At 61.0% G+C, this 19,549-nt stretch carries 18 protein-coding genes; 15 read left to right on the plus strand and 3 right to left on the minus strand.

The genetic code is table 11. From position 1 onward, the window contains the following. The first annotated feature begins 10 nt into the window (after window positions 1–10). The 5 genes from IB265_RS18130 to IB265_RS18150 all read left to right on the plus strand — a co-directional run bounded on the left by IB265_RS18130 (window position 11) and on the right by IB265_RS18150 (window position 5,225). Window positions 11–1,288, plus strand: a complete 1,278-nt coding sequence (locus tag IB265_RS18130) for a sugar ABC transporter substrate-binding protein (protein WP_192494945.1) — start codon at window positions 11–13, stop codon at window positions 1,286–1,288. A gap of 90 nt (window positions 1,289–1,378) precedes the next feature. Then, window positions 1,379–2,239 carry a carbohydrate ABC transporter permease gene (locus tag IB265_RS18135; RefSeq protein ID WP_192494946.1) on the plus strand — a complete coding sequence of 287 codons (861 nt, stop codon included), beginning with the start codon at window positions 1,379–1,381 and terminating at the stop codon, window positions 2,237–2,239. Then, window positions 2,239–3,060 carry a carbohydrate ABC transporter permease gene (locus IB265_RS18140; RefSeq protein WP_057251240.1) on the plus strand — a complete coding sequence of 274 codons (822 nt, stop codon included), beginning with the start codon at window positions 2,239–2,241 and terminating at the stop codon, window positions 3,058–3,060. The genes IB265_RS18135 and IB265_RS18140 overlap by 1 nt, the downstream gene beginning before the upstream one ends. A gap of 32 nt (window positions 3,061–3,092) precedes the next feature. Then, complete coding sequence (locus tag IB265_RS18145; protein ID WP_113133303.1) at window positions 3,093–4,139, plus strand: NAD(P)-dependent alcohol dehydrogenase; 1,047 nt, start codon at window positions 3,093–3,095, stop codon at window positions 4,137–4,139. 3 nt (window positions 4,140–4,142) lie between these two features. Then, on the plus strand, window positions 4,143–5,225 hold the full coding sequence (locus IB265_RS18150; RefSeq protein WP_113133304.1) for an ABC transporter ATP-binding protein: 1,083 nt from the start codon (window positions 4,143–4,145) through the stop codon (window positions 5,223–5,225). A gap of 10 nt (window positions 5,226–5,235) precedes the next feature. On the opposite strand, the gene IB265_RS18155 is transcribed toward IB265_RS18150, so the two are convergent. Continuing rightward, the gene (locus tag IB265_RS18155; protein ID WP_113133305.1) at window positions 5,236–6,384 is read right to left on the minus strand and encodes a hypothetical protein; all 1,149 of its coding nucleotides are present in this window, start codon (window positions 6,382–6,384) and stop codon (window positions 5,236–5,238) included. Window positions 6,385–6,918: 534 nt separating this feature from the next. Here IB265_RS18155 and IB265_RS18160 point away from each other — a divergent pair. Continuing rightward, window positions 6,919–7,224 (plus strand): hypothetical protein, encoded by a 306-nt coding sequence (locus IB265_RS18160; RefSeq protein ID WP_113133306.1) that lies wholly within the window; start codon window positions 6,919–6,921, stop codon window positions 7,222–7,224. A gap of 24 nt (window positions 7,225–7,248) precedes the next feature. Here IB265_RS18160 and IB265_RS18165 read toward each other — a convergent pair whose 3' ends face one another. Continuing rightward, the gene (locus IB265_RS18165) at window positions 7,249–7,473 is read right to left on the minus strand and encodes a hypothetical protein (protein ID WP_113133307.1); all 225 of its coding nucleotides are present in this window, start codon (window positions 7,471–7,473) and stop codon (window positions 7,249–7,251) included. Between the two features lie 264 nt (window positions 7,474–7,737). Here IB265_RS18165 and IB265_RS18170 point away from each other — a divergent pair, with 264 nt between their 5' ends. The 4 genes from IB265_RS18170 to IB265_RS18185 all read left to right on the plus strand — a co-directional run bounded on the left by IB265_RS18170 (window position 7,738) and on the right by IB265_RS18185 (window position 11,753). Further along, the gene (locus IB265_RS18170; RefSeq protein ID WP_113133308.1) at window positions 7,738–8,118 is read left to right on the plus strand and encodes a hypothetical protein; all 381 of its coding nucleotides are present in this window, start codon (window positions 7,738–7,740) and stop codon (window positions 8,116–8,118) included. Window positions 8,119–8,227: 109 nt separating this feature from the next. Next, window positions 8,228–8,902: a response regulator transcription factor gene (locus IB265_RS18175; RefSeq protein ID WP_113133309.1), complete on the plus strand. Its 675-nt coding sequence runs from the start codon at window positions 8,228–8,230 to the stop codon at window positions 8,900–8,902. Then, window positions 8,899–10,356, plus strand: coding sequence for a HAMP domain-containing sensor histidine kinase (locus tag IB265_RS18180; protein WP_113133310.1), 1,458 nt, complete (start codon window positions 8,899–8,901; stop codon window positions 10,354–10,356). Before IB265_RS18175 ends, IB265_RS18180 begins: the two co-directional genes overlap by 4 nt. 143 nt (window positions 10,357–10,499) lie before the next feature. Then, complete coding sequence (locus IB265_RS18185; RefSeq protein ID WP_113480188.1) at window positions 10,500–11,753, plus strand: adenylate/guanylate cyclase domain-containing protein; 1,254 nt, start codon at window positions 10,500–10,502, stop codon at window positions 11,751–11,753. Window positions 11,754–11,808: 55 nt separating this feature from the next. On the opposite strand, the gene hutC is transcribed toward IB265_RS18185, so the two are convergent. After that, complete coding sequence (gene hutC / locus IB265_RS18190) at window positions 11,809–12,582, minus strand: histidine utilization repressor (protein ID WP_057251249.1); 774 nt, start codon at window positions 12,580–12,582, stop codon at window positions 11,809–11,811. 642 nt (window positions 12,583–13,224) lie between these two features. Between hutC and repA the strand changes: the two genes are divergently transcribed. The 5 genes from repA (at window position 13,225) to IB265_RS18215 (ending at window position 19,545) form a co-directional block, all read left to right on the plus strand. Then, complete coding sequence (gene repA / locus IB265_RS18195; RefSeq protein WP_375293072.1) at window positions 13,225–14,421, plus strand: plasmid partitioning protein RepA; 1,197 nt, start codon at window positions 13,225–13,227, stop codon at window positions 14,419–14,421. A 3-nt stretch (window positions 14,422–14,424) separates the two neighbouring features. Further along, entirely contained in the window at window positions 14,425–15,438 is a 1,014-nt protein-coding gene (gene repB / locus IB265_RS18200) for a plasmid partitioning protein RepB (RefSeq protein ID WP_057251250.1), read from the plus strand. 156 nt (window positions 15,439–15,594) lie between these two features. Then, window positions 15,595–16,884, plus strand: a complete 1,290-nt coding sequence (repC, locus tag IB265_RS18205) for a plasmid replication protein RepC (RefSeq protein ID WP_112994033.1) — start codon at window positions 15,595–15,597, stop codon at window positions 16,882–16,884. A gap of 625 nt (window positions 16,885–17,509) precedes the next feature. Continuing rightward, window positions 17,510–18,052: an AAA family ATPase gene (locus tag IB265_RS18210; protein ID WP_192494947.1), complete on the plus strand. Its 543-nt coding sequence runs from the start codon at window positions 17,510–17,512 to the stop codon at window positions 18,050–18,052. Between the two features lie 329 nt (window positions 18,053–18,381). Continuing rightward, entirely contained in the window at window positions 18,382–19,545 is a 1,164-nt protein-coding gene (locus IB265_RS18215; RefSeq protein ID WP_057251253.1) for an RHE_PE00001 family protein, read from the plus strand. The last annotated feature ends 4 nt before the right edge of the window (window positions 19,546–19,549 follow it).

Raw genomic sequence — 19,549 nt, forward strand, 5'->3', positions numbered from 1 at the left:
GGTCCTTCACATGAAAAAAACCAAGACGCTCGTTTCGAGCATCGCCTTCGCATGCCTTCTTTCCACCGGCCTGACGAATGTCGCGGTCGCCGCCGAATGCTCGGGCACGATCAAGGTGCTCGCCCAGCCGCGCGACGGCCTGACGCTGCTCGAGGACTACAAGTCCGAATTCGAGAAGCTCTCCGGCGGCGCATCCTTCGAAATCGACTATCTCAACGAAAACGACCGGCGCGCCAAGACAAAGGCCGACGCCTCGACCATCGGCAAGTACAACGTCTACTACATCGACGAGGCCAATGTTGCGCTCTTTGCGTCCGCCGGCTGGGTCGCACCGCTGATGGACTACTATCCTGCGGACTACGACTATGCCGATTTCGATCCCGGCCGGCAGAAGGTCGCGACCTATGACGGCAAGGTCTGGTTTGCGCCGATCACCGGCGGCGGCGACCTCATGGTCTACCGCAAGGACCTGCTCGAAGCGGCCGGCATCGCGCCGCCGAAGACGCTCGACGAATACATCGCCGCGGTGAAGAAGCTCAATCAACCGGACCAGGGCATCTATGGCACGGCACTGCGCGGCCAGCGCGGCTCGGGCGCCAATGTCTGGCGCTGGATGCCATTCTTTAAGGGCTTCGGCGGCAACTGGTTCGACGGCAAGACGCCCGTCTTCGACGGCGAACAGGCAGTCAAGGCGACCGAGACCTATCTCGAACTGTTCAAGTACTCGGCACCGGGTAGCCAGACCGGTGGTTGGGACGAGGCAGTCGGCGCCTTCACCTCCGGCCAGGTGGCGATGCTCATCGAATCCACCCCGCTCGTCGGCATGGCGATTGATCCGAAATCCTCGAAGGTGGCGGGCAAGGTCGGCTACCTGCCGCCGCCGGCACCGCTGACGGGCGGCGGCTACGGCCACGGTCTGGCGATCGGCACTAAGGCCAACAAGGACGAAGCGTCCAAGGCCTGCGCCGGTCTCTTCATCGCCTGGGCGACCTCCAAGGAAAACGAGGCGCGGCGGCTTGAGGCGAACCAGTTCAGCGAGCTCAACCGCACCAGCATCATGACCAGCCCGAAATTCGCGGAGCTCTATGGTCCCGATCTCGGCCAGGCGCTCGCCGACACCGGCAAGGTCACTGCCGTCAATTTCTGGCAGAGCCCGCAATGGCCTGATCTCGGCGATCGCTGGGGCATCATCCTGGAAGAGCTGATCACCGGAACGCGCAGCGACATCAAGGAAGGCCTCGACGAACTCGACGGCTTTGCCAAGGACCTGGTTGCCCGCAGCCAGTAACACCGTTCCTCCCAGGGTCCATCGGCAGGCAAAAAGCCGCGCCGGTGGACCGCCGCACCATCGGCGCGACAAGCCGTAGGACGTCATGACATGAAGCAGAAAAACAGTCTGCCGGCGGTGTTCCTCACCCCGGCCATGGGGATCCTCGCCGTGCTGGCCCTCGTGCCGACGGCCTATGCGATCTACATCTCCTTCCAGAACCGCGAGCTCAGCCGTCCCGACGGCAGCCTCATTGGCTTCGCCAACTATATCGACCTGTTCTCTGATCGGCGTTTCATCAACGCCATCGGCGTCTCCCTGACCTGGGAAGCGGTGACCGTCGGCATGACGCTTCTGATCGCCGTCGGCCTCGGCATCCTGCTGTTCGAATGCGTCGCGCCGCGGACGCGCAATCTGCTGGCGCTCTTGTTTCTGGTGCCGGTGATCCTGCCCAGGGTCTCGGCCGCCTTCGTCTGGAAGTTCGCCTTCCATCCGCTCTATGGCATCGCCACCTATCCTTACAAGGCGATCACCGGCCAGCCGCTCGACCTGCTCTCCAACCCGGCAACCGCACTTGCGACCGTGGCGCTGGTGGACGTCTGGCAATGGGGTCTGTTCTTCGCCGTCGTCGTGCTGAAGTTGCTGGAAACGCTGCCGCCGCAGCCCTTCGAGGCGGCACGGCTCGACCACGCCCGCACCTGGGAGATCTATGCTTTCATTGCGCTTCCGATGCTGAAGGCGCCGCTGATCTCGCTCGCCTTCGTCAAGATGATCGAATCGCTGCGCGCCTTCGACCTGATCTACGTCATGACCCGCGGCGGCCCCGGCATCGCGACCGAAACACTCGACATGTACGCCTTCTCACAAGGCTTCATCGAGTCCGGCCGCATTTCCTACGCCTCAAGCATGGCCGTACTGATGATGATCGCCACCTCGATCGCCTTCACCTTCATCTGGAAGAGGGTTCAGTGATGACTGCCCACACTCTTGGCCGCCTCATTGGCCGATTGATCCTCGCCCTTGCCGCTTTCTCCGCCGTCTTTCCGATGTTCTGGACGGCGCTCAACGCCTTCAAGAACCGCGTCGACATCGTCACGCCGACACCGCTGTTCATCTTTGAGCCGACGCTCGACAACTTCGCCTACGTGCTTGGCCGTGAAAGTGTCTTTGCCGGCCTCGTCAACTCGCTCTTGATATCAGGCGCTGCGGTTCTGATCGGTGCCATGCTCGGCCTGCCGGCGGCTTATGCGATCGCGCGCTATCCCAACCGCTGGTCCCGCGACATCCAGTTCTTCGTGCTGTCGCTGCGCTTCCTGCCGCCGGTGGCGATCGCCATTCCGCTGATGGTGATCTGGCTCGACTTCGGGCTTTACGACACGCGCCTCTCGATGATCGTCACCTATTCGCTGCTGACGCTTGCGACCATCATCTGGCTCAGCGTTCCGGCCTTCGCCCGAGTGCCGAAGGAAGTCGAGGAAGCCGCCCGCGTCGACGGTTATGGCCCCTATGCGATCTTCTTCCTCATCGCGCTGCCGATAGCGCTGCGCTCGCTCATCGGCGCCGTCGCCTTCGCCTTCGTGCTCGTCTGGAACGAGTTCCTGATCGCACTGATGCTGACGACGTCGGACGCCAAGACCCTGCCGATCGTAGCTTCGGAACTGACCCAGCTCGGCCGAGACGTGCCCTGGGGCATTCTCAACGCCTCCGTCGTGCTTCTGTCCATCCCGCCGCTGCTCTTCATCGGGGTCTTAAGCGGCATGCTCAACAGCGCCTTCAAGCGCAAGACCCAATGAAACCCGAGACTGGAAAAACAAGGAAATCCTTCATGCAAGCGTTGGTCCTCGAGCAAAAAGGCAAGCTCGCGCTCAGGGAGATCAATCTCCCGCTGGAGCTCGGCCCGGATGACGTCAAGATCGCTATCCACACAGTCGGCGTCTGCGGCAGCGACGTGCACTATTACACCCACGGCGCGATCGGCCCCTATGTGGTGCGCGAGCCGATGGTGCTCGGGCACGAGGCGGCCGGCACCGTCGTCGCGGTCGGCAGCAATGTCGAAACGCTTGAAGTCGGCGACCGCGTCTGCATGGAGCCGGGTGTTCCCGATCTTTCGTCTCGTGCCTCAAAGCTCGGCATCTACAATGTCGACCCCAAGGTGCGTTTCTGGGCGACGCCGCCGGTGCACGGCGTGCTCGCCCCCTTCGTCGTCCATCCCGCAGCCTTCACCTACAAGCTGCCGGATAACGTCTCCTTTGCCGAAGGCGCGATGGTCGAACCTTTCGCCATCGGCATGCAGGCCGCCGCCCGCGCCCGGATCGCACCGGGCGATGTCGCTGCCGTCATCGGCTGCGGGCCGATCGGCATCATGGTGGCGTTGGCAGCCCTCGCCGGCGGCTGCAGCCGCGTCTTCATCTCCGATTTCAGCGCCGAGAAGCTGGCGATCGCCGCCCAATATCCGGGCATCATCCCGGTCAACATCGCTGATCGCGCCTTTGCCGACGTCATCGCCACCGAGACCGGCGGCTGGGGCGCTGACATCGTGTTCGAAGCAAGCGGCAGTGCCAAAGCCTTTTCGGGGATCTTCGATCTCGTTCGACCGGGCGGCGCCATCGTGCTGGTCGGTCTGCCGGTCGAAGCCGTCCAGTTCGACGTGCCGGGCGCGATCTCGAAGGAGGTCCGCATCGAAACGGTGTTCCGCTACGCCAATATCTTCGACCGCGCGTTGCAGCTGATCGCATCGGGCAAGGTCGACTTGAAGCCGCTGATCACAGACACGTTCCGGTTCGAAGACAGCATCAAAGCCTTCGAGCGAGCCGCATCAGCCCGGCCAACCGACATCAAGCTGCAGATCCTCATGGACAGCGGGAAGGATTGAGCCATGGCGAACATCGTCTGCTCCAGCGTTGACAAGCAATATGGCGCCGTCGACGTCATCACGGATTTCAACCTCGATGTGGCCGATCACGAGTTCATCGTGTTTCTCGGTCCTTCGGGCTGCGGCAAGTCCACACTTCTGCGCATGATCGCCGGTCTTGAGGATATTTCCGGCGGCACCGTGTCGATCGGCGGGCGGACGGTCAACGACCTGCCGCCACGCGACCGCGGCGTCGCCATGGTTTTCCAGAACTACGCGCTCTACCCGCACATGACGATCTACGACAACATCGCCTTCGGACTAAAGCGAATGAAGGTGCCGAAGGCGGAGATCGACACGCGCATCCGTGCTGTGGCTGCGACGCTGGGGCTCGAGCCCTATCTCGGCCGCAAGCCCACAGAGTTGTCCGGCGGACAACAACAACGCGTCGCCATCGCCCGCGCCATGATCAAGACGCCGCGGGTCTTCCTCTTCGACGAACCGCTTTCCAATCTCGACGCCAAGCTTCGCAACCACATGCGCGTCGAGATCGCACGGCTGCACCAGAAGCTGAAGACCACGACCATCTATGTGACGCACGACCAACTGGAGGCGATGACGCTCGCAGACCGCATCGTGCTGATGAAGGGCGGTGCGATCGAACAGGTCGGAACGCCGGCCGAAATCTACGAGCGCCCGCGCACGCTCTTCGTCGCCGGCTTCATCGGCACGCCCAACATGAACTTCATCGACGTCACCGCGGATAGGACCGAAGGCGGATGGCTGCTGCGCAGTGCCGGTGGCAACTTCTCGATCTCGGATGGAAAGTTCGCCCTGCGCCATGGCCAACCGCTGGTGCTCGGCATACGGCCGGCGGATCTGAAAATCGCCGAGGCCGGCCCCAATCGCATGTCAGGCATTGCCGATCTCGTCGAGTTTCACGGCAATGACGCGTTGGTGACCTTCCTTTTTGCTGGCAAGGAAATCGGCGCGCTGGTCAAGGCCAGCGCCTGCCCGAAACCGGGCGACGCTGTCACCTTCGCGGTCGAGCCCGAAGGTCTCCACCTCTTCGATCGGGAAAGCGGCATCTCCCTGCTGAAATCCTGAGACGCCTTCGTCAGTTCGGATTTGCAAATGAGGCGGCCGGGAATGGTCCGGCCGTCATTAGCGTAAAATCGAAGGGCGCGCGGACGTCGGCGTCGAGCACATATTGGCGGTGAACCCGAAGGAAATCGCGCTTGATCCTGCGATAGCGTTCCGGTGAAAGCATGTGCTTTAGCCGTATGAAGACGATCGGCGGCTGAGGCGCATCATGGTGCCCGGCGAGTGCCACCACCTGGCATCTGTAGAAATTGATCGCATCGGTGAGGCATTGGACATCGAACCAGAAGATGTCCTTCACACGGGCGATGGCCCCGACACGCGCCCGCAAGACCTCGGCGGAGCGCAGCAGCGCGCACTGCAGGATCGCGCCGCCGAGTGTGACGAAGATGATGCGTTTTCCCTCGAACAGGCTCGGCTCTCTTTCCACCAAAGTGCCGATAACCTGAGTGGCGATACTGGACCCCATGCTGTGGGAGGTGATGACATATTCGTCGGCCGGCTCGTTGAGCGCTGCCCGCACGGATGCCAGGTTCTCCTCAAGCCATTGTTTAAAATATGGTTTTTCCAGTCTGGCGACTGCGACGGCCAATTCCCAATCGGAAAAGAGATGCAGGGTGTGCCATTTCTCCGACCAGGGGAGAAACAGCTTGAAGAAGGCGACGTAGGCGACGATCGCGCTCAGGACCAGAAACGAAGACTCCAGCGCAAGCCAATAGGGCGCGGTGCCGATCAGCAGGCTCAGGCCAATGCCGATCGCGACGAGCAGGAACGGAAAAATGAAGAACAGGCCGAAGCGCCAGGCATGCCGGAAGTAGGAAAATGCGCCGCCTTCCCAGACGACGCGCGCGGCACTCGAATATCCCGCAACCATTCTGCGCAGCGTCGACCGGCCGTTCAGGCTTTTGACGATTTCGTCGTGATCGAAAACATAGACGCGGCTCATCGTTCGCCAATCGACGCCTTGACTGTCGACATCGAAGTAGCGGCTAGGCCCTTCGGTGTGTACCGGTCCCACCTCGACCTCGAAGTCCTGAAGCTTGGCGGTCTTCACCGCTGATCGCTTGTAGCGCGCCTGGTGCCTGATGGCGTCCAAGGGCTCAAAGCCCGGAAAGTGCAGCACGATACGTTTCGTGACGTGCCCGGAGGGTTTGTCGTATGACAAGTGGATGATCTCTCGAAAGGCGCAAAACGCCCGCCCCTGCCTCCCATAAAGGAGGCGGAAGCGGGCGCTCGGTGAGCGCCGGGTGGTCCCAGCCTGCGGGAAGAGGTCGACAATCTCGGTGTCGAGAATATGGCCGAATGAAACGATACAACGGTGTTGGCAAGATTTTTTTGACGCAGCCGATCCGAAACGCGACCTTCCGCCGGTACTGCGGAGGCGCTGCCTGAAAACGCCACTATGCTCCGGCCTTTATGGGTTCTTTATGCCCCGCGCCTGACTTCCCAAGCGATTTCCTACCTTGGTTCGAGCTACCCCGATGGCTCCGCCTTCGTAGCGCCGTTTTTCGATGGCTTGAGACGCGCCGTGCCGCCGGGAACATCGCCGGCATGCGGTACGTGTTATCTTTGCAATATGCAGCCTGACTGCAGCGGTGGGTAGACGCCCATCGCGCCCCGCGTGGCAAACGAGAGAAATGCATAGACGCCTCGGCACCGGTCCTCCCCGGTTCCGGAACGTCTCACGACGAGCAAGACAATGAAATTCACGAACGGGTTCAAGCCCAGCCCCAAGACCAGCCGCCGATTGCCGACGGAATACTTCATTCTGGCGGACGTCGCATTCGAGGGCGCCGTGATCGGCTATCTTGCCGGCAAGCCCATACGGGAAGCCGTAAGCGATGGCGACGGCCTTCATTACCGCTTCGTTGGCGTGGCGCCGCGCCTGACATCCGGCGGCTTCGACGTGCGGGCACTTCGTACCGGCGAATGGATCGTCCAGCCCGGTCTCGTTTATGCGGCTGACGCTGCGAAGCCGGGGAAAAAAGCGGATCGCGCTGCCTGAAGATTCTTGCTTCAGGTTGCGGAGTCAGTCTCCCTGTTTCACGGATTTTCTCGTCGCGGCGTCGAACATCGCTGCGATCTGGCGCTGACAGTCCAGTCTCGCCGCCCGTGCAATAACCTCGGCCTCGATCGCCTCAGCGTAGAACCCGCTGGAGATCCCGGCCGGAACGTTGTGGAAGACGTCCGCAAGTATCTGGGCCATCTGCAGGTTTTCGGTCGCCCTGATCTCGATCAGAACGACGGCGAGCACGCGCAGTATCGTTTCGTAGGCTCGTTTTGCCCATCGTCAGTCACAGGCTGTTCTCCGGTTCGATTCTGGTCCGATGACAGCGCATCGACGTCCCGCGCCTCGGGCCACGCAATGTCCCTGTAATCTTGCCCCTTTAGCACCCGCTCTCTCGCTGCATCACTCCGGACTCGCGATCGACCGGGGGATGCCAAAGGTCAATGCACGACCGCGGGCTTTGTGCGTCCGGGTGGACGCCTGGCGATGCGGGACAAACCGGGACCCGTCATGTTCTTCAGCAAGGGGCGCCGCGCCCTCGCATGTTTTGCCGCTACCGCGTTGCTCCTCGCCGGCTGCGCTTCCGACACCATGAAAACCTATATCGGCCAGCCGGTCGAATCCGTCATCATCGACTACGGTCCGCCGACGAACATTCTTGATCTCAGTTGGAACGAACGGGCCTATCAATGGCGCAAGATCTCGACGAATGTCGTCTCCGGCACATCCAGTGGTGAAATCAGGGACACGCGCCGAGGAATGCGCTACGAGGAATACTCGACGCCGGGCTACGTCGAAGAGCAGGAATGCTTCTATACATTCTACGCGCGCATGCAGCAGGGCCGCTGGTACATCACCAATTTCCGCCAGCCGAAGCTGGAATGCGAGTGATGGCTTCAACCTCACTGCGAGGCGGATGGAGTTCATTGTAAGCATTTGAATTTATGTATCTTTTCATTGAGTAACCTGCTCAGGAAGACCTGCAATCGGGAGAACTGGCATGCGCATCCTGCTGCTGGAAGACGAGCCGGAGATGGCTTCGGCCCTCAAGGCGGCGCTGGAGCGGCGTCAGGTGATCGTCGATCACGTCGCGACGCTGGCCGATGCCGAAGCCGTCGCCGAGCTCTGGCCCTATGACGTCGTCGTGCTCGATCGCCGAGTACCGGATGGCGAGGGCCTGGACCTCATTCCGAAACTGCGCAGTCTCGGGGTTGCGGCGCCGATATTGATGCTGACGGCATTGGGATCGATCAACGATCGGGTCGCCGGGCTCGATGCCGGCGCCGACGACTATCTGTCCAAGCCGTTTGCCGTCGAAGAACTGATGGCCCGGCTGCGGGCGCTCGCCCGCCGCCCCGTCTCATTGAAAGCCGAGCAGACCAAGGTCGGACGCCTGATCTACGACTTCCATCACCGCGAAGCGGCCGTGGACGACAAGCCCCTCGATCTCCTGCGCAGAGAACGCCTTGCGCTCGAAGCCTTGATGCGTCGACCGGGCCGAACCGTGCTCAGGGCGACATTGGAGGAATCGGTCTACGCCATGGAAGACGAGATCGAATCCAATGCGCTCGACTCGCATCTGTCGCGCCTGCGCCGGAAGCTCGATGATGTCGGTGCCGGCGTCGAGATCAGGGCTATCCGCAACCTCGGCTATCTCCTGCGCGCAACGACATGACGAAGGCTCGGCCCCGCTCACTGCAATGGGTGCTCGTGCGCCGCCTCATCCTGCTGCAGGCGGCAACGCTGTTTGTCTTTATCGGCCTGCTTTTCGTGGCATTGTTCATCGCCCAGCCGCGCCTCCTCGTCGACAACGAAGCGGCGGTGGATGTTCTCGACCGCGGCGTCGGGCGCGATGCGAGCGGCGCGTTGATGGTCCGTGAGACCGACGAGCTGCGCGAGCTACGCCAGTCCCATCCCAATCTCTGGTTCATCATCCGCGACGACGCCGGTCAGGTTCTCCGACAGGGAAACGTTCCTCCTCCCTATGGCGAAAGCGGTGGCGCCCTGCTCCGACGTGTGGAAGGTGCGAAGCTGCTCTTCGATGATGGCGGAAAGTTACCGGACGCGGTCCTCCACAACGCCGACACCGACGCCGGCCGCGTTCAGATCATCACCTCGACCGTTGCTTCGCGCCGCGACGATGGCCCGCTGGACGTGCAGATCAGCGTCAATGTCGACATGGCACGCGACCTCGACGGCACGACGACCTGGACCGAGGTCGTACCGATGATCGCGCTGCTCATCCTTTGCTTGCTGCTGCCGATCGTTCTGGTCATGGGCGTGACCACATTGGTGACGGCGCCGGCCGTCGTTCGGCGTTCGTTGGCAAGCCTCATATCGACCGCTGACCAGGCCGGCTGCATCGATATCGACAATCGCGCGGTTCAGCTCGAAACCGAACACGTACCGACGGAGATTGCCCCTTTGGTGCGGGCCTTCAACAAGGCGTTGGCGCGGCTCGGCGAGGGATATGACCAGCGCAACCGCTTCCTCACCGACGCAGCGCACGAATTGCGCACCCCGATCGCGATCCTCAGAACCCGTGCCGAACTTCTGCAGGAAGCCCCGGAAAGCGCCCGCCTGAGGCTGGATATCGAGCGTCTGTCCCACCTCGCCCAGCAGCTTCTCGACCGGCAGGTGCTCGAGCATGCCGGTGGCGCACTCGAAGTAGTAGACCTTGTTGCACTCGCGAGAAACACCGCCGCCGACTTTGCGCCGTTGGCGTTCGAGGCAGGCTACGAGCTGGCGTTCGAAACCGAGGTGCCGGAGGCCCGTGTCAGCGCTCGGCGACGCCAGATCGAGCAGGCTGTCGCCAATCTCTTGCGCAACGCCATCGAACATGGCGGCGGCACCGGCACGATTACCGTGCAGGTCAATGCCGCGGGCGGTTTGGAAATCCAGGACGAGGGCCCCGGAATTCCTGTCGAGGAACGCGAGCGCGTATTCGAGCCTTTCTATCGCTTGCGTCCACGTTCTACGGGAGCCGGATTGGGGCTCAATCTGGCACGGGAGATCGCCCGTCTGCATGGCGGCCGTGTCGACATCCTTGCCGGCCCGTGGCGGGGGGCCCGCGTCCGCTTGCACTTGCCGCTTCTCGATGGGAGCCGCTTGGCGCACCAATCGGCGTGAATGCGACGTAACTATCCCCTTTTCTCAAAAGCTTTCGGCTTCCCCCTTATCAAGCCGCCGCTGATGCTCCACATTTGCAGCGATACATCGCGAACGTTCGCCGGAGGAACGGCTGAGCGTTCAACCAGCATGGAGAATTGCAGATGCAGATGTCTTCACAGGCCCCCTCACCTTCGCTCGAGGAAGGAAATTGGGCCGCTCGGCGCCGGAGCGTGCTCGACTGGCTGATCATCGAAACCCGCAACGAGCGGTTTATCGACAACATCCTCGTTGAAATGTGCGAACGGCTGCAGGCAGTCGGTGTCCCGGTTGCACGCGCGACGCTGCATTTCCGGATCAACCACCCGCAGTGGCTCGGTGCCCGCATTCTGTGGCGCAAGGGCCTGGCGGAGGCCGAAATCGATCTCTACGACTATGGGACCCAAAACACCGCGCTCTACCTCAACAGCCCGCTCTATGTGATCAACAACGGCGGCACCGAGGTTCGCACGAACCTGGAAGCCCTGACGGAAGAGCAGTCTCAAAACTCGCTTTATGCCGACCTGAAGGCCGAAGGCTTGACCGAGTACATTGCCTGGCCGCTCGAACACACACTGGGCAAGCGCCATGTCGTGACCTTCACCACCGACCGAGAGGGCGGCTTCGAGGATGAGCACGTCGGCCTTCTCTCAGATCTTCTACCCGCCTTGGCGCTCGTCAGCGAAATCCGGCTGAAAAACCGGTTCGTGCGCACGCTGCTCGAAACCTATGTCGGCCCGCATGCCAGCGAACAGATCCTCGCCGGCGCCACGACGCGCGGCAGTGGCGTTACCGTCGGTGCCGCCATTTTGATCTGCGACCTGCGCGACTTCACGAAACTCTCCGACCTGTGGCCACGCGACGACGTGATCGATCTGCTCAACGGCTATTTCGACGCCATGTCGGAACCGATCGAGCGGTACGGCGGCGAGATCCTCAAGTTCATGGGCGATGGGCTGCTGGCGATCTTCCCGCTCAGCAAAGCGGATGCTGCCGAAAACCTGCTGCAGGCAATCCGTGAGGCGGAGGCGGCGATCGCTCTCCTCAACAAGGACAACGTCCAAAAAGGCCGTGAGCCCCTTGGCTACGGGATCGGCGTCCATGTCGGCGACGTGATGTACGGCAATATCGGCTCGCGCCGTCGGCTGGACTTTACGGTGATCGGCCCCGCGGTCAACATCGCCTCGCGGTTGGAGAGCCTGACCAAGGAAACGAAGCGGCCGGTGCTTCTGTCGCGGGCCTTCGTCGAACTGGCCGGTTGCGCATCCAGCATGGAGCATCTCGGCTCCTATCCGGTCAGGGGCATTGGCGAGCCGATCGAGGTCTTCGCCTTTTCCGGCAACGGCCCAGCCCCTGTCTTGCGCGTGGTTGGAGAATAGCCAGTTGTCCGCGGACAACTGGCATGTTGCCAGCCGGTAGCGGAGCGTTAGCCGGCTATCCGATCGGACTCGGCGCGAACTGAGCGACGAGTTCGTGGCGATCACCGGGATAGGTCAGCCGCACATGCGTGACCGGCGCACGACCGCTCCAGGTGCGGCGTTCGATGACCAGGCAGGCGGTGCCGGTCGAAATGTCGAGCGCCTGCGCCGCCAGTTTGTTCGCCGCAACGGCGCGAATGCGGTGTTCGGCCGTGCTCCACGGCACCTTGCCAAGCAGCCACGAACCGGGTGCGGCGGCCTCAAACAATTCCGCCTCCGCCTCGGGCACCGCCGCTAAGCTGATGAGGCGTTCTTCGAAGCAAAAGGGACGCCCACCGGCAAAATGCCGGCACGTTACATCCAGCAGCCTCGCCGATGTCGGAAGATCCAGGCGTTCGAAGTCCCGGCTCTCCACCTTGCGAACCTTTCGCTCGTCCAGCTGAAAACTATAGTCGAGCCCCAGAGATTGGACTTCGAGCTTGACGTCATGGATTTCCATGACCGCCGACTGTACCTGCGGAAACGTAACGTAGCTGCCCGACTTGCGTCGCCGCTCGATCAATCCGCGCTTGACCAATTCGGTCAGCGCCTTGTTCACGGTCATTCGCGAGCAGTCATACTGTTCAGTCAACTCGTGTTCGAATGGAATGCGGTGACCCGGCGGCCACTCCCCGGAGAGGATGCGTCCTTCCACATCCCCGAGGATACGCTGATGCAACGACAAGGGCTGTCCTTGGCTATTATCGTCGGGCTGATCGTTCGAAACGGTTCGGTCTTGCTTGGTGTCCATGACACCGAACTTAATCATTTCCCGGCGGTGAAACAGTCCTTCTCTCGCTGTTTCGCGCTTTTCCACCATGGCGGCGGATGCCGCGATACACCTGTGTTGACAGGTGTCAACAGCTGCAGCGGCAAACACCTCGCCGCCTGATGATCAATAAAGGAGATGCCAGGGCGTCAGGAACGCACGCGCCCATTCCTGATTGCGGTCAGACTCATCGCAGTCCGGCTTTTCAACCGGAGCCGTCCCGACCTCCACTCGCGATTGCCGTGTCGCCTTCGGTGGCGGCGGCGCCAGATAACCGAGGGTCATTCCACCAAGATAGAACATAGCGAACCTTCTCGCGTCACGTCTCTGATAAACACAATCGTGACACAATCCGCTCATCTGTCAATAGTCTATAAATTCTATACTCTATTAGAGCTTCTCGTCTCGACCGGAAAATGACCCGCCAAGCTGTGGCAACCTTCACCACGAAGTCGCAGTTGTCCGCGGACAACCGGCCGCGATCCCGGCTTCATTCGCAGCCAAATCAGGGCCTTGGGTATAGATCGCTATGCATTTGTAAAACCGAACCGAATCGGAGCATAGTGCATCTGCGCATATTGTTCCGATATGACGATTTTTGCGCAGTTTTCGGGGAACCCAATGTTGCAACAGAAAATTCAAGGTCACGACGAACAGGAGCATCTGCCGACGCTTCTGGCTGCCGATGCTTTGGAACTGGCGCATCAGCTGCAGCAGCATCAAAAGAAGATCTTCCCTCCGCAAGCCCAAAAGGCGATGCGCCTCTTCAGCCCTGCCGAAGCGGCCGCCTTCATTGGAATCGGTGAAGGCTACCTGAGGCAGGTGGCCTCAGAGGGCCACGGCCCGGCGCCCTTGTCAAACGGTCGGCGCATGTACGCCGTTGAGGACATCGAGCGCATCCGCCGCGTTCTCGACGAAGGCGGCAAATCCGGGAAATACGTCCCGCACCGCCGCGGCGACGAGAAGCTTCAAGTCATATCGGTCATGAATTTCAAGGGCGGGTCGGCGAAGACGACGACATCTGCCCACCTTGCCCAATATCTGGCCCTCCGCGGCTACCGGACGCTCGCGATCGACCTTGATCCGCAGGCTTCGCTTTCCGCCCTCTTCGGCCACCAGCCGGAATTGGACGTTGGTGAGGGCGAAACGCTTTACGGCGCGATCCGCTACGACGAGCCGCGACCGATCGCCGACATCGTCCGTTCGACCTACACGGCCAACCTTCACCTCATTCCCGGCAATCTCGAGCTCATGGAATTCGAGCATGAGACGCCAAAGGCAATGATGGTAGGTGGCGCTGCCGAAACCCTCTTCTTCGCGCGCATCGGCGACGTATTGGCGGAAATCGAGAGTTTCTACGATATCGTCGTCATCGACTGCCCGCCGCAACTCGGCTTCCTGACCATGTCGGCGCTCTGCGCCGCCACATCCGTTCTCATCACCGTGCATCCGCAGATGCTCGACGTCATGTCGATGTCGCAGTTCCTGTCGATGACGAGTGAGCTGATGAGTGTCGTCGAGAAGGCCGGAGGGCGCACAAGTTACGACTGGATGCGCTATCTCGGCACGCGTTTCGAGCCGAATGACGGTCCGCAGAGCCAGATGACCGGCTTTATGCGCGCCATTTTCGGCAACCGCATGCTGCAGAACGCGATGGTGAAGTCGACGGCTATCTCCGATGCCGGCGTGACGAAGCAGACACTCTACGAAGTCGAGCGCTCGCAATTCGTCCGCGGCACCTACGACCGCGCCATGGATTCGCTGAACCAGGTCAATGGCGAGATCGAAGAACTGATCCGTCAGGTTTGGGGGAGGAAGTAATCCATGGCCCGTAAGAATCTGATTGGAATTGCGGACGACACGGCCGGAAACGACGCTGAAGCGGCTCTCGAACGCCTGGCAACAGCCCGGCCGATCGCCGGCCTGAGTGTCGGGACGCGGCCAGCAAGCGCCGTCGGCGGCATTACGCGGTCCCTGTCGAATATCACCCAGAAAGTTGAGCGCGCCCAGGAATTGGAGCGCCAGCTTGCCGAAGGACTGACGATCGTCGATCTCGACCCTGCGCTCATCGACGCCTCTTTCGTCGTCGATCGTCTCGAGATCGGAGCAGATGCACAATCCGCTCTAGCAGAACAGATTCGCGAGCACGGACAACAGGTTCCAATCCTCGTGCGTCCGCATCCGGATGCCGAAGGGCGCTACCAGGTTGCCTACGGTCATCGCCGATTGGCAGCCGCACGCGAGCTTGGCAGCAAGGTCCGCGCGGTTGTCCGCGATCTCAGCGACGAACAGTTGGTCGTCTCTCAGGGGCAGGAGAACAACACTCGCACGGATCTGTCCTTCATCGAGCGATCACTCTTCGCCACGCGCCTTGAGGATCGCGGCTTCTCCCGCGAGATCATCATGTCCTCGCTTGGCGTCGACAAGGCCGCACTTTCAAAGATGATTTCCGTCGTTCGTCGGCTACCGACCGCCCTGATCGAGGCGATTGGGCCGGCGCCGACGATCGGTCGGCGTCGTTGGTTCGAGCTCGCCGACCTTCTGGACCAGGACGGAAGGGCCGAAGCTGCAGACGTCTTTGTCAAAGAAAAACAATTTCAGACGGTCGGGAGCGATCAGCGTTTTGATGCGCTTTGTGCCTTCCTGAGCGCCTCCAAGGCGCGCGCCAGAGCCATCTCGTGGGTGGCGCCCGACGATACAACCCCGGTCCGGATCCGTGAAACGGATGGCGAAACGACGCTGTCCTTCAGCAGGAAGAAGGCCCCGGGCTTTGCAGATTTCGTGAGGCAGAGGCTCAAATCTCTGTACCTCGAATACCAAGAGGAAACAGGAGACTAAACAGAGCAAAAGAAAAAGGCTTCCGAACGACTAGCGCTGCGGAAACCCTTCTCTCGTGTAGCAACTAGAGAATCCCATTTCCGCGAATCGGTGTCAAGAGTTTTCAACGTCGTTTCGGCGAACGAATTTCTTTTGCCTTGAAAAAGGTGAAGACAAATGGATTGTGGGATTGTCACGACGCCCTTCGGGCGGCGGGCGATGTCGCTTGGGATGTTGGCGCACCAACTTTCCAGCGCTTCGGCCGTCGACGAAGGCAAGGTCGATAAATGGAAATTGTTTCGAACGGTCTGCGCCGCCAAGTCGAACCTTGGCGTTTCCGATCGCTCTCTTGCCGTCTTGAACGCATTGCTGTCGTTCTACCCGAAGACGGAACTCGAGGCAGCCGACGGTCTCGTCGTGTTTCCCTCCAACGCTCAGCTTTCCCTGAGAACACACGGCATGGCCGAGACGACGCTCCGGCGGCATCTCGCCACCCTGGTCGAGGCTGGCCTCATTTTCCGGCGCGATAGCCCCAACGGTAAGCGTTACGCTCGCCGTGACCGCAAGGGAGCGATTGGCCAGGCATTCGGGTTCGACCTTGCACCGTTGCTTTCTCGCGCGGCCGAGTTCGAAGCTGAGGCTGCTCGTCTGGAAGCTGACCGGCGTTACCTTCAGATGATGCGCGAACGCATGAGCCTCTGCCGCCGTGACGTTGCAAAGCTGGTCGATCTGTTGCGCCTATCTGATGTCGCCTACGCTGAAGAGGCCGAAGCGCGCTGCCAGGCCGTCTCTATGTCCCTCTCGCGCAAGCCCTCCATCGCCGAAATCGAGCGCCTCCTCCCTGTTCTTGCCCTGCTGCAGGACGAACTGACTAATCGTCTGGAAAATCTACTGAAAACACAAAATACGGCTGCCAATGAACGCCAAAATGAGCGGCACATACAGAATTCAGAATCCGATTATCTTTCTGAATCTGAACCGGCTGATGAAAGACTTGGGGTGGAATTTTCGCGCAAAGCTTCGACGGAAGTGCTGCCGGTCGGCCAAAATGCGAGTGGTCTATCTGCAAATATCGAAGCTTCGCCGCCGCCGGAACGTCGTTCGCATCCCCCGGTGACCCCTCCCCTCAACCGTGCTGCGCCGCTGCCACTCGTATTGAAGGCCTGCCCGCAAATCCGCGACTACGGCCCATCCGGTCGTATCGACAACTGGCGCGATCTCCTGACAGCCGCCACAGTCGTCAAAAACATGCTTGGGATCAGCCCTGACGCCTACAACGATGCCTGCGCCACTCTCGGACCGGAAACGACCGCCACCGTGCTTGCGTGCCTTCTGGAGCGGGCTGAGCACATTCATTCCGCCGGCGCCTATCTGCGTGACCTGACGCGCCGCGCGAAGAGCCAATCCTTCGCTGTCTCGGCAATGCTGTCGGCACGGCTACGCGCCCAGGCTTCGGTCGTTGGATGAATGGAGGACAGCCATTTGAAGGCAGCTGAGTGCGATGTTCTGATGTAGCCGTTACTTCTCTCGCCGATCGAAGCGAGCTTGTATAAGGCAACCAAATGCGGGAAACTGGGTGTGCAGGGATTCGTTGATATCTTTGGGATATTGTAGTGCTCAGGATTCAATTTGAGTCTCCCGCCATCTCCTCGATAACATTGTTGTTTTTGTCCCTTTTGGAAAGAAAAGGGGCGTTTGCTTCCGTCGCCCGGACGGCTTTGGGAATGGCCGGATGATCCGCTAGCGCGGGTTTTGCCGATGGCTCTCTACGATTGGAAACAGCTGCCTGCGAAGACGGCTCCACTGGTTAGGTTTCGAACGTTAGTGGGGCCGGAAGGGCGTCGGCACGTTGAGCTTCGGCGTGCGCGCGTCTCATGTTGACAGCTGTCAACGGAGCGGGCTGCGCTTGAGGCAAAGAGCAATTCGAGGCGGACGGGAACGAGGACTGCCAGAAATTCAGCCAGCAATCTCCGTGGATAAAAGAGCGATGTAGCCGCCTGCTCTCAAGATGGAGTGCTGAGTTCAGCCCTTGGTCCCGCACTCCACTTCCGCCAACAATGTTGGGGCACGAATCAACCGAGGGCCTTGGCCAATGTCTCATGTCGTAGTTATCAACGGGCCGGCCGGCGTTGGCAAGACGACGGTAAGTCGGGTTCTGGCGCGGAGCCATCCCGGTGCGATCAGCATCGCGGGCGACGCTTTGCGCGATTTCGCCCCGGAAGATGTTCGAAACTCACTGGGGGCTGGTTCGACATACCGGGCTGGCGCTGCACTCGCTGCTGCCTATCTGGCCATGGGTGCCACCAGGGTCATTTTTGACTATGTTTTTGACGACGCCGAGAAGCTCGATCTGTTTTGCAGCGGGCCACCTCATGAAACGCCGGTCTCTGTCTTCACGCTTTGGGCGCCAATCGATCGTGTCATTGATCGGGAAGCGAACCGTGTCGGGCGCGAACGAATGGGGCATGCTGTCGTGCGCACGCACGAGGCGATCGAGCGAAACCTGCATAAGCTCGGGCGGGTGGTTTCAAACACGGAAGCGCCGGAGCGGACAGCGCAGACGATCATGGAAGCGATAGCCAATCCGGCGAACCTCTGGCCGCGCCCTGCCCCGGAGAACTCGATGATGGTTTGATCATTCTCGCGTGAACCATCTGAGGTGTTCAGCGCATTTCTCCAGATGGATACTGGCTCATCACTTCGCAGCGCGTTGACAGCTGTCAACAGTCGATGCGCTTAGCCCACTGCAAGCCGACGGTAATTGCCACCAGAGTCCGACGCCTTGTCGTTCTGGTCTCAAATCGGAGAACGATTGAGCTGCATAAGTCCATATGCGGAGGCCACGCTATACCGGCGCACCGGCGGCGCGTTCTTTCAAATAGCCAAGACTGCGGTACCACGCATCTGTGACGGAAATGAATATCGTGTTACGTTCCATTTCGACACTGGCACCCTTAGTTTGAAATGCGATACCAGATCCCCGATCCCTATCATCCAACACTGCTTCCACTGCTGATTTCGGCAGAAGATGGCTTGGCGCGACTGGACGAGCGAACAAACCGCCATGCGGTCGAAGACGGCTTCCGCGAGCGTGGCCACTTCTTCGACGCTGCGGCTGCCCTATGGGTTGCCGGTGAACTCGTCCATGTCGAGGATCTCGTGCTGCACGATGCCCATATGGATGCCCGTGCCCCGACGCATGAATTGACGATTGCCCATTCGGTTATTCGCGCGCGGCGGCGCATCTGGCTGGCCGAACCCGCATGGGCGTTTACGCCTCAGGGTCTCGCCGCCCTTCGAGGCGAACAGCTTCCACCGGTGAGTGCCGGCGGTACGCCTGCAGAGGCCAGGCTGGAGCCTCAATCGACCGCCGCCGGTAACGATCGCCATCTTGAGGCGGACGACGAGGAGGACGCCAATCCCATGGCCGCTGAGTTTGCGGCCATCGATGCGGCGATCGCTCGGTCACAGCAGCTGCTGGAAGCGCACGACAAGGATACGCTCGAAGTCGCCGAGCGCGCGGCACGCGTGACCGCACAGGAGCCGATGGGGCAGCTAGGGCTGCTCTTTGACGAGGAATGGGACGAGGACGCACGTATGGACGAATGGCGTCAGGTGGTCGCGTCAGCGGATCAGCTGCCGGCCAGCCTTGGCGCCACCCTGCTCTTCGACGCCTGGGAGCGGCTCGAGCCGCTGCGCCGCCAACACTGGATGGGTTCGCTGCTCGTTGGCGCCTATCTGAGATCACGCGGCAAGGTTACCTCGCATCTCCTCTCCTTCAACGCCGGACAGAAGGTCGTCCGGCACGAACGACGCCGCTCGCAAGATCCAGTGACACGATGGGGCGCTTTCCTGGAAGCGATGACGGTGACCGCGGATCTGGGTCTCAAGGAACTCGACCGCCTATCGCTGGCCAAGACCCAGATGGAGATGCGCATCCGCGATCGCCGCTCCAACAGCAGCCTGCCTGCGCTGATCGAGCTGGTGCTGTCCCGACCGATCGTTTCAGCCACGCTCGTCGCGCAGCATGTCGGAGTAACGCCGCGTGGTGCGTTGAACCTCGTGCGGGAACTCGGCATCCGCGAAATGACCGGCCGCGGACGCTACCGCGGCTGGGGGGTGCTTTAGGCCA

The sequence above is a fragment of the Ensifer sp. ENS10 genome (assembly GCF_014852025.1).
Lineage (GTDB): Bacteria > Pseudomonadota > Alphaproteobacteria > Rhizobiales > Rhizobiaceae > Ensifer.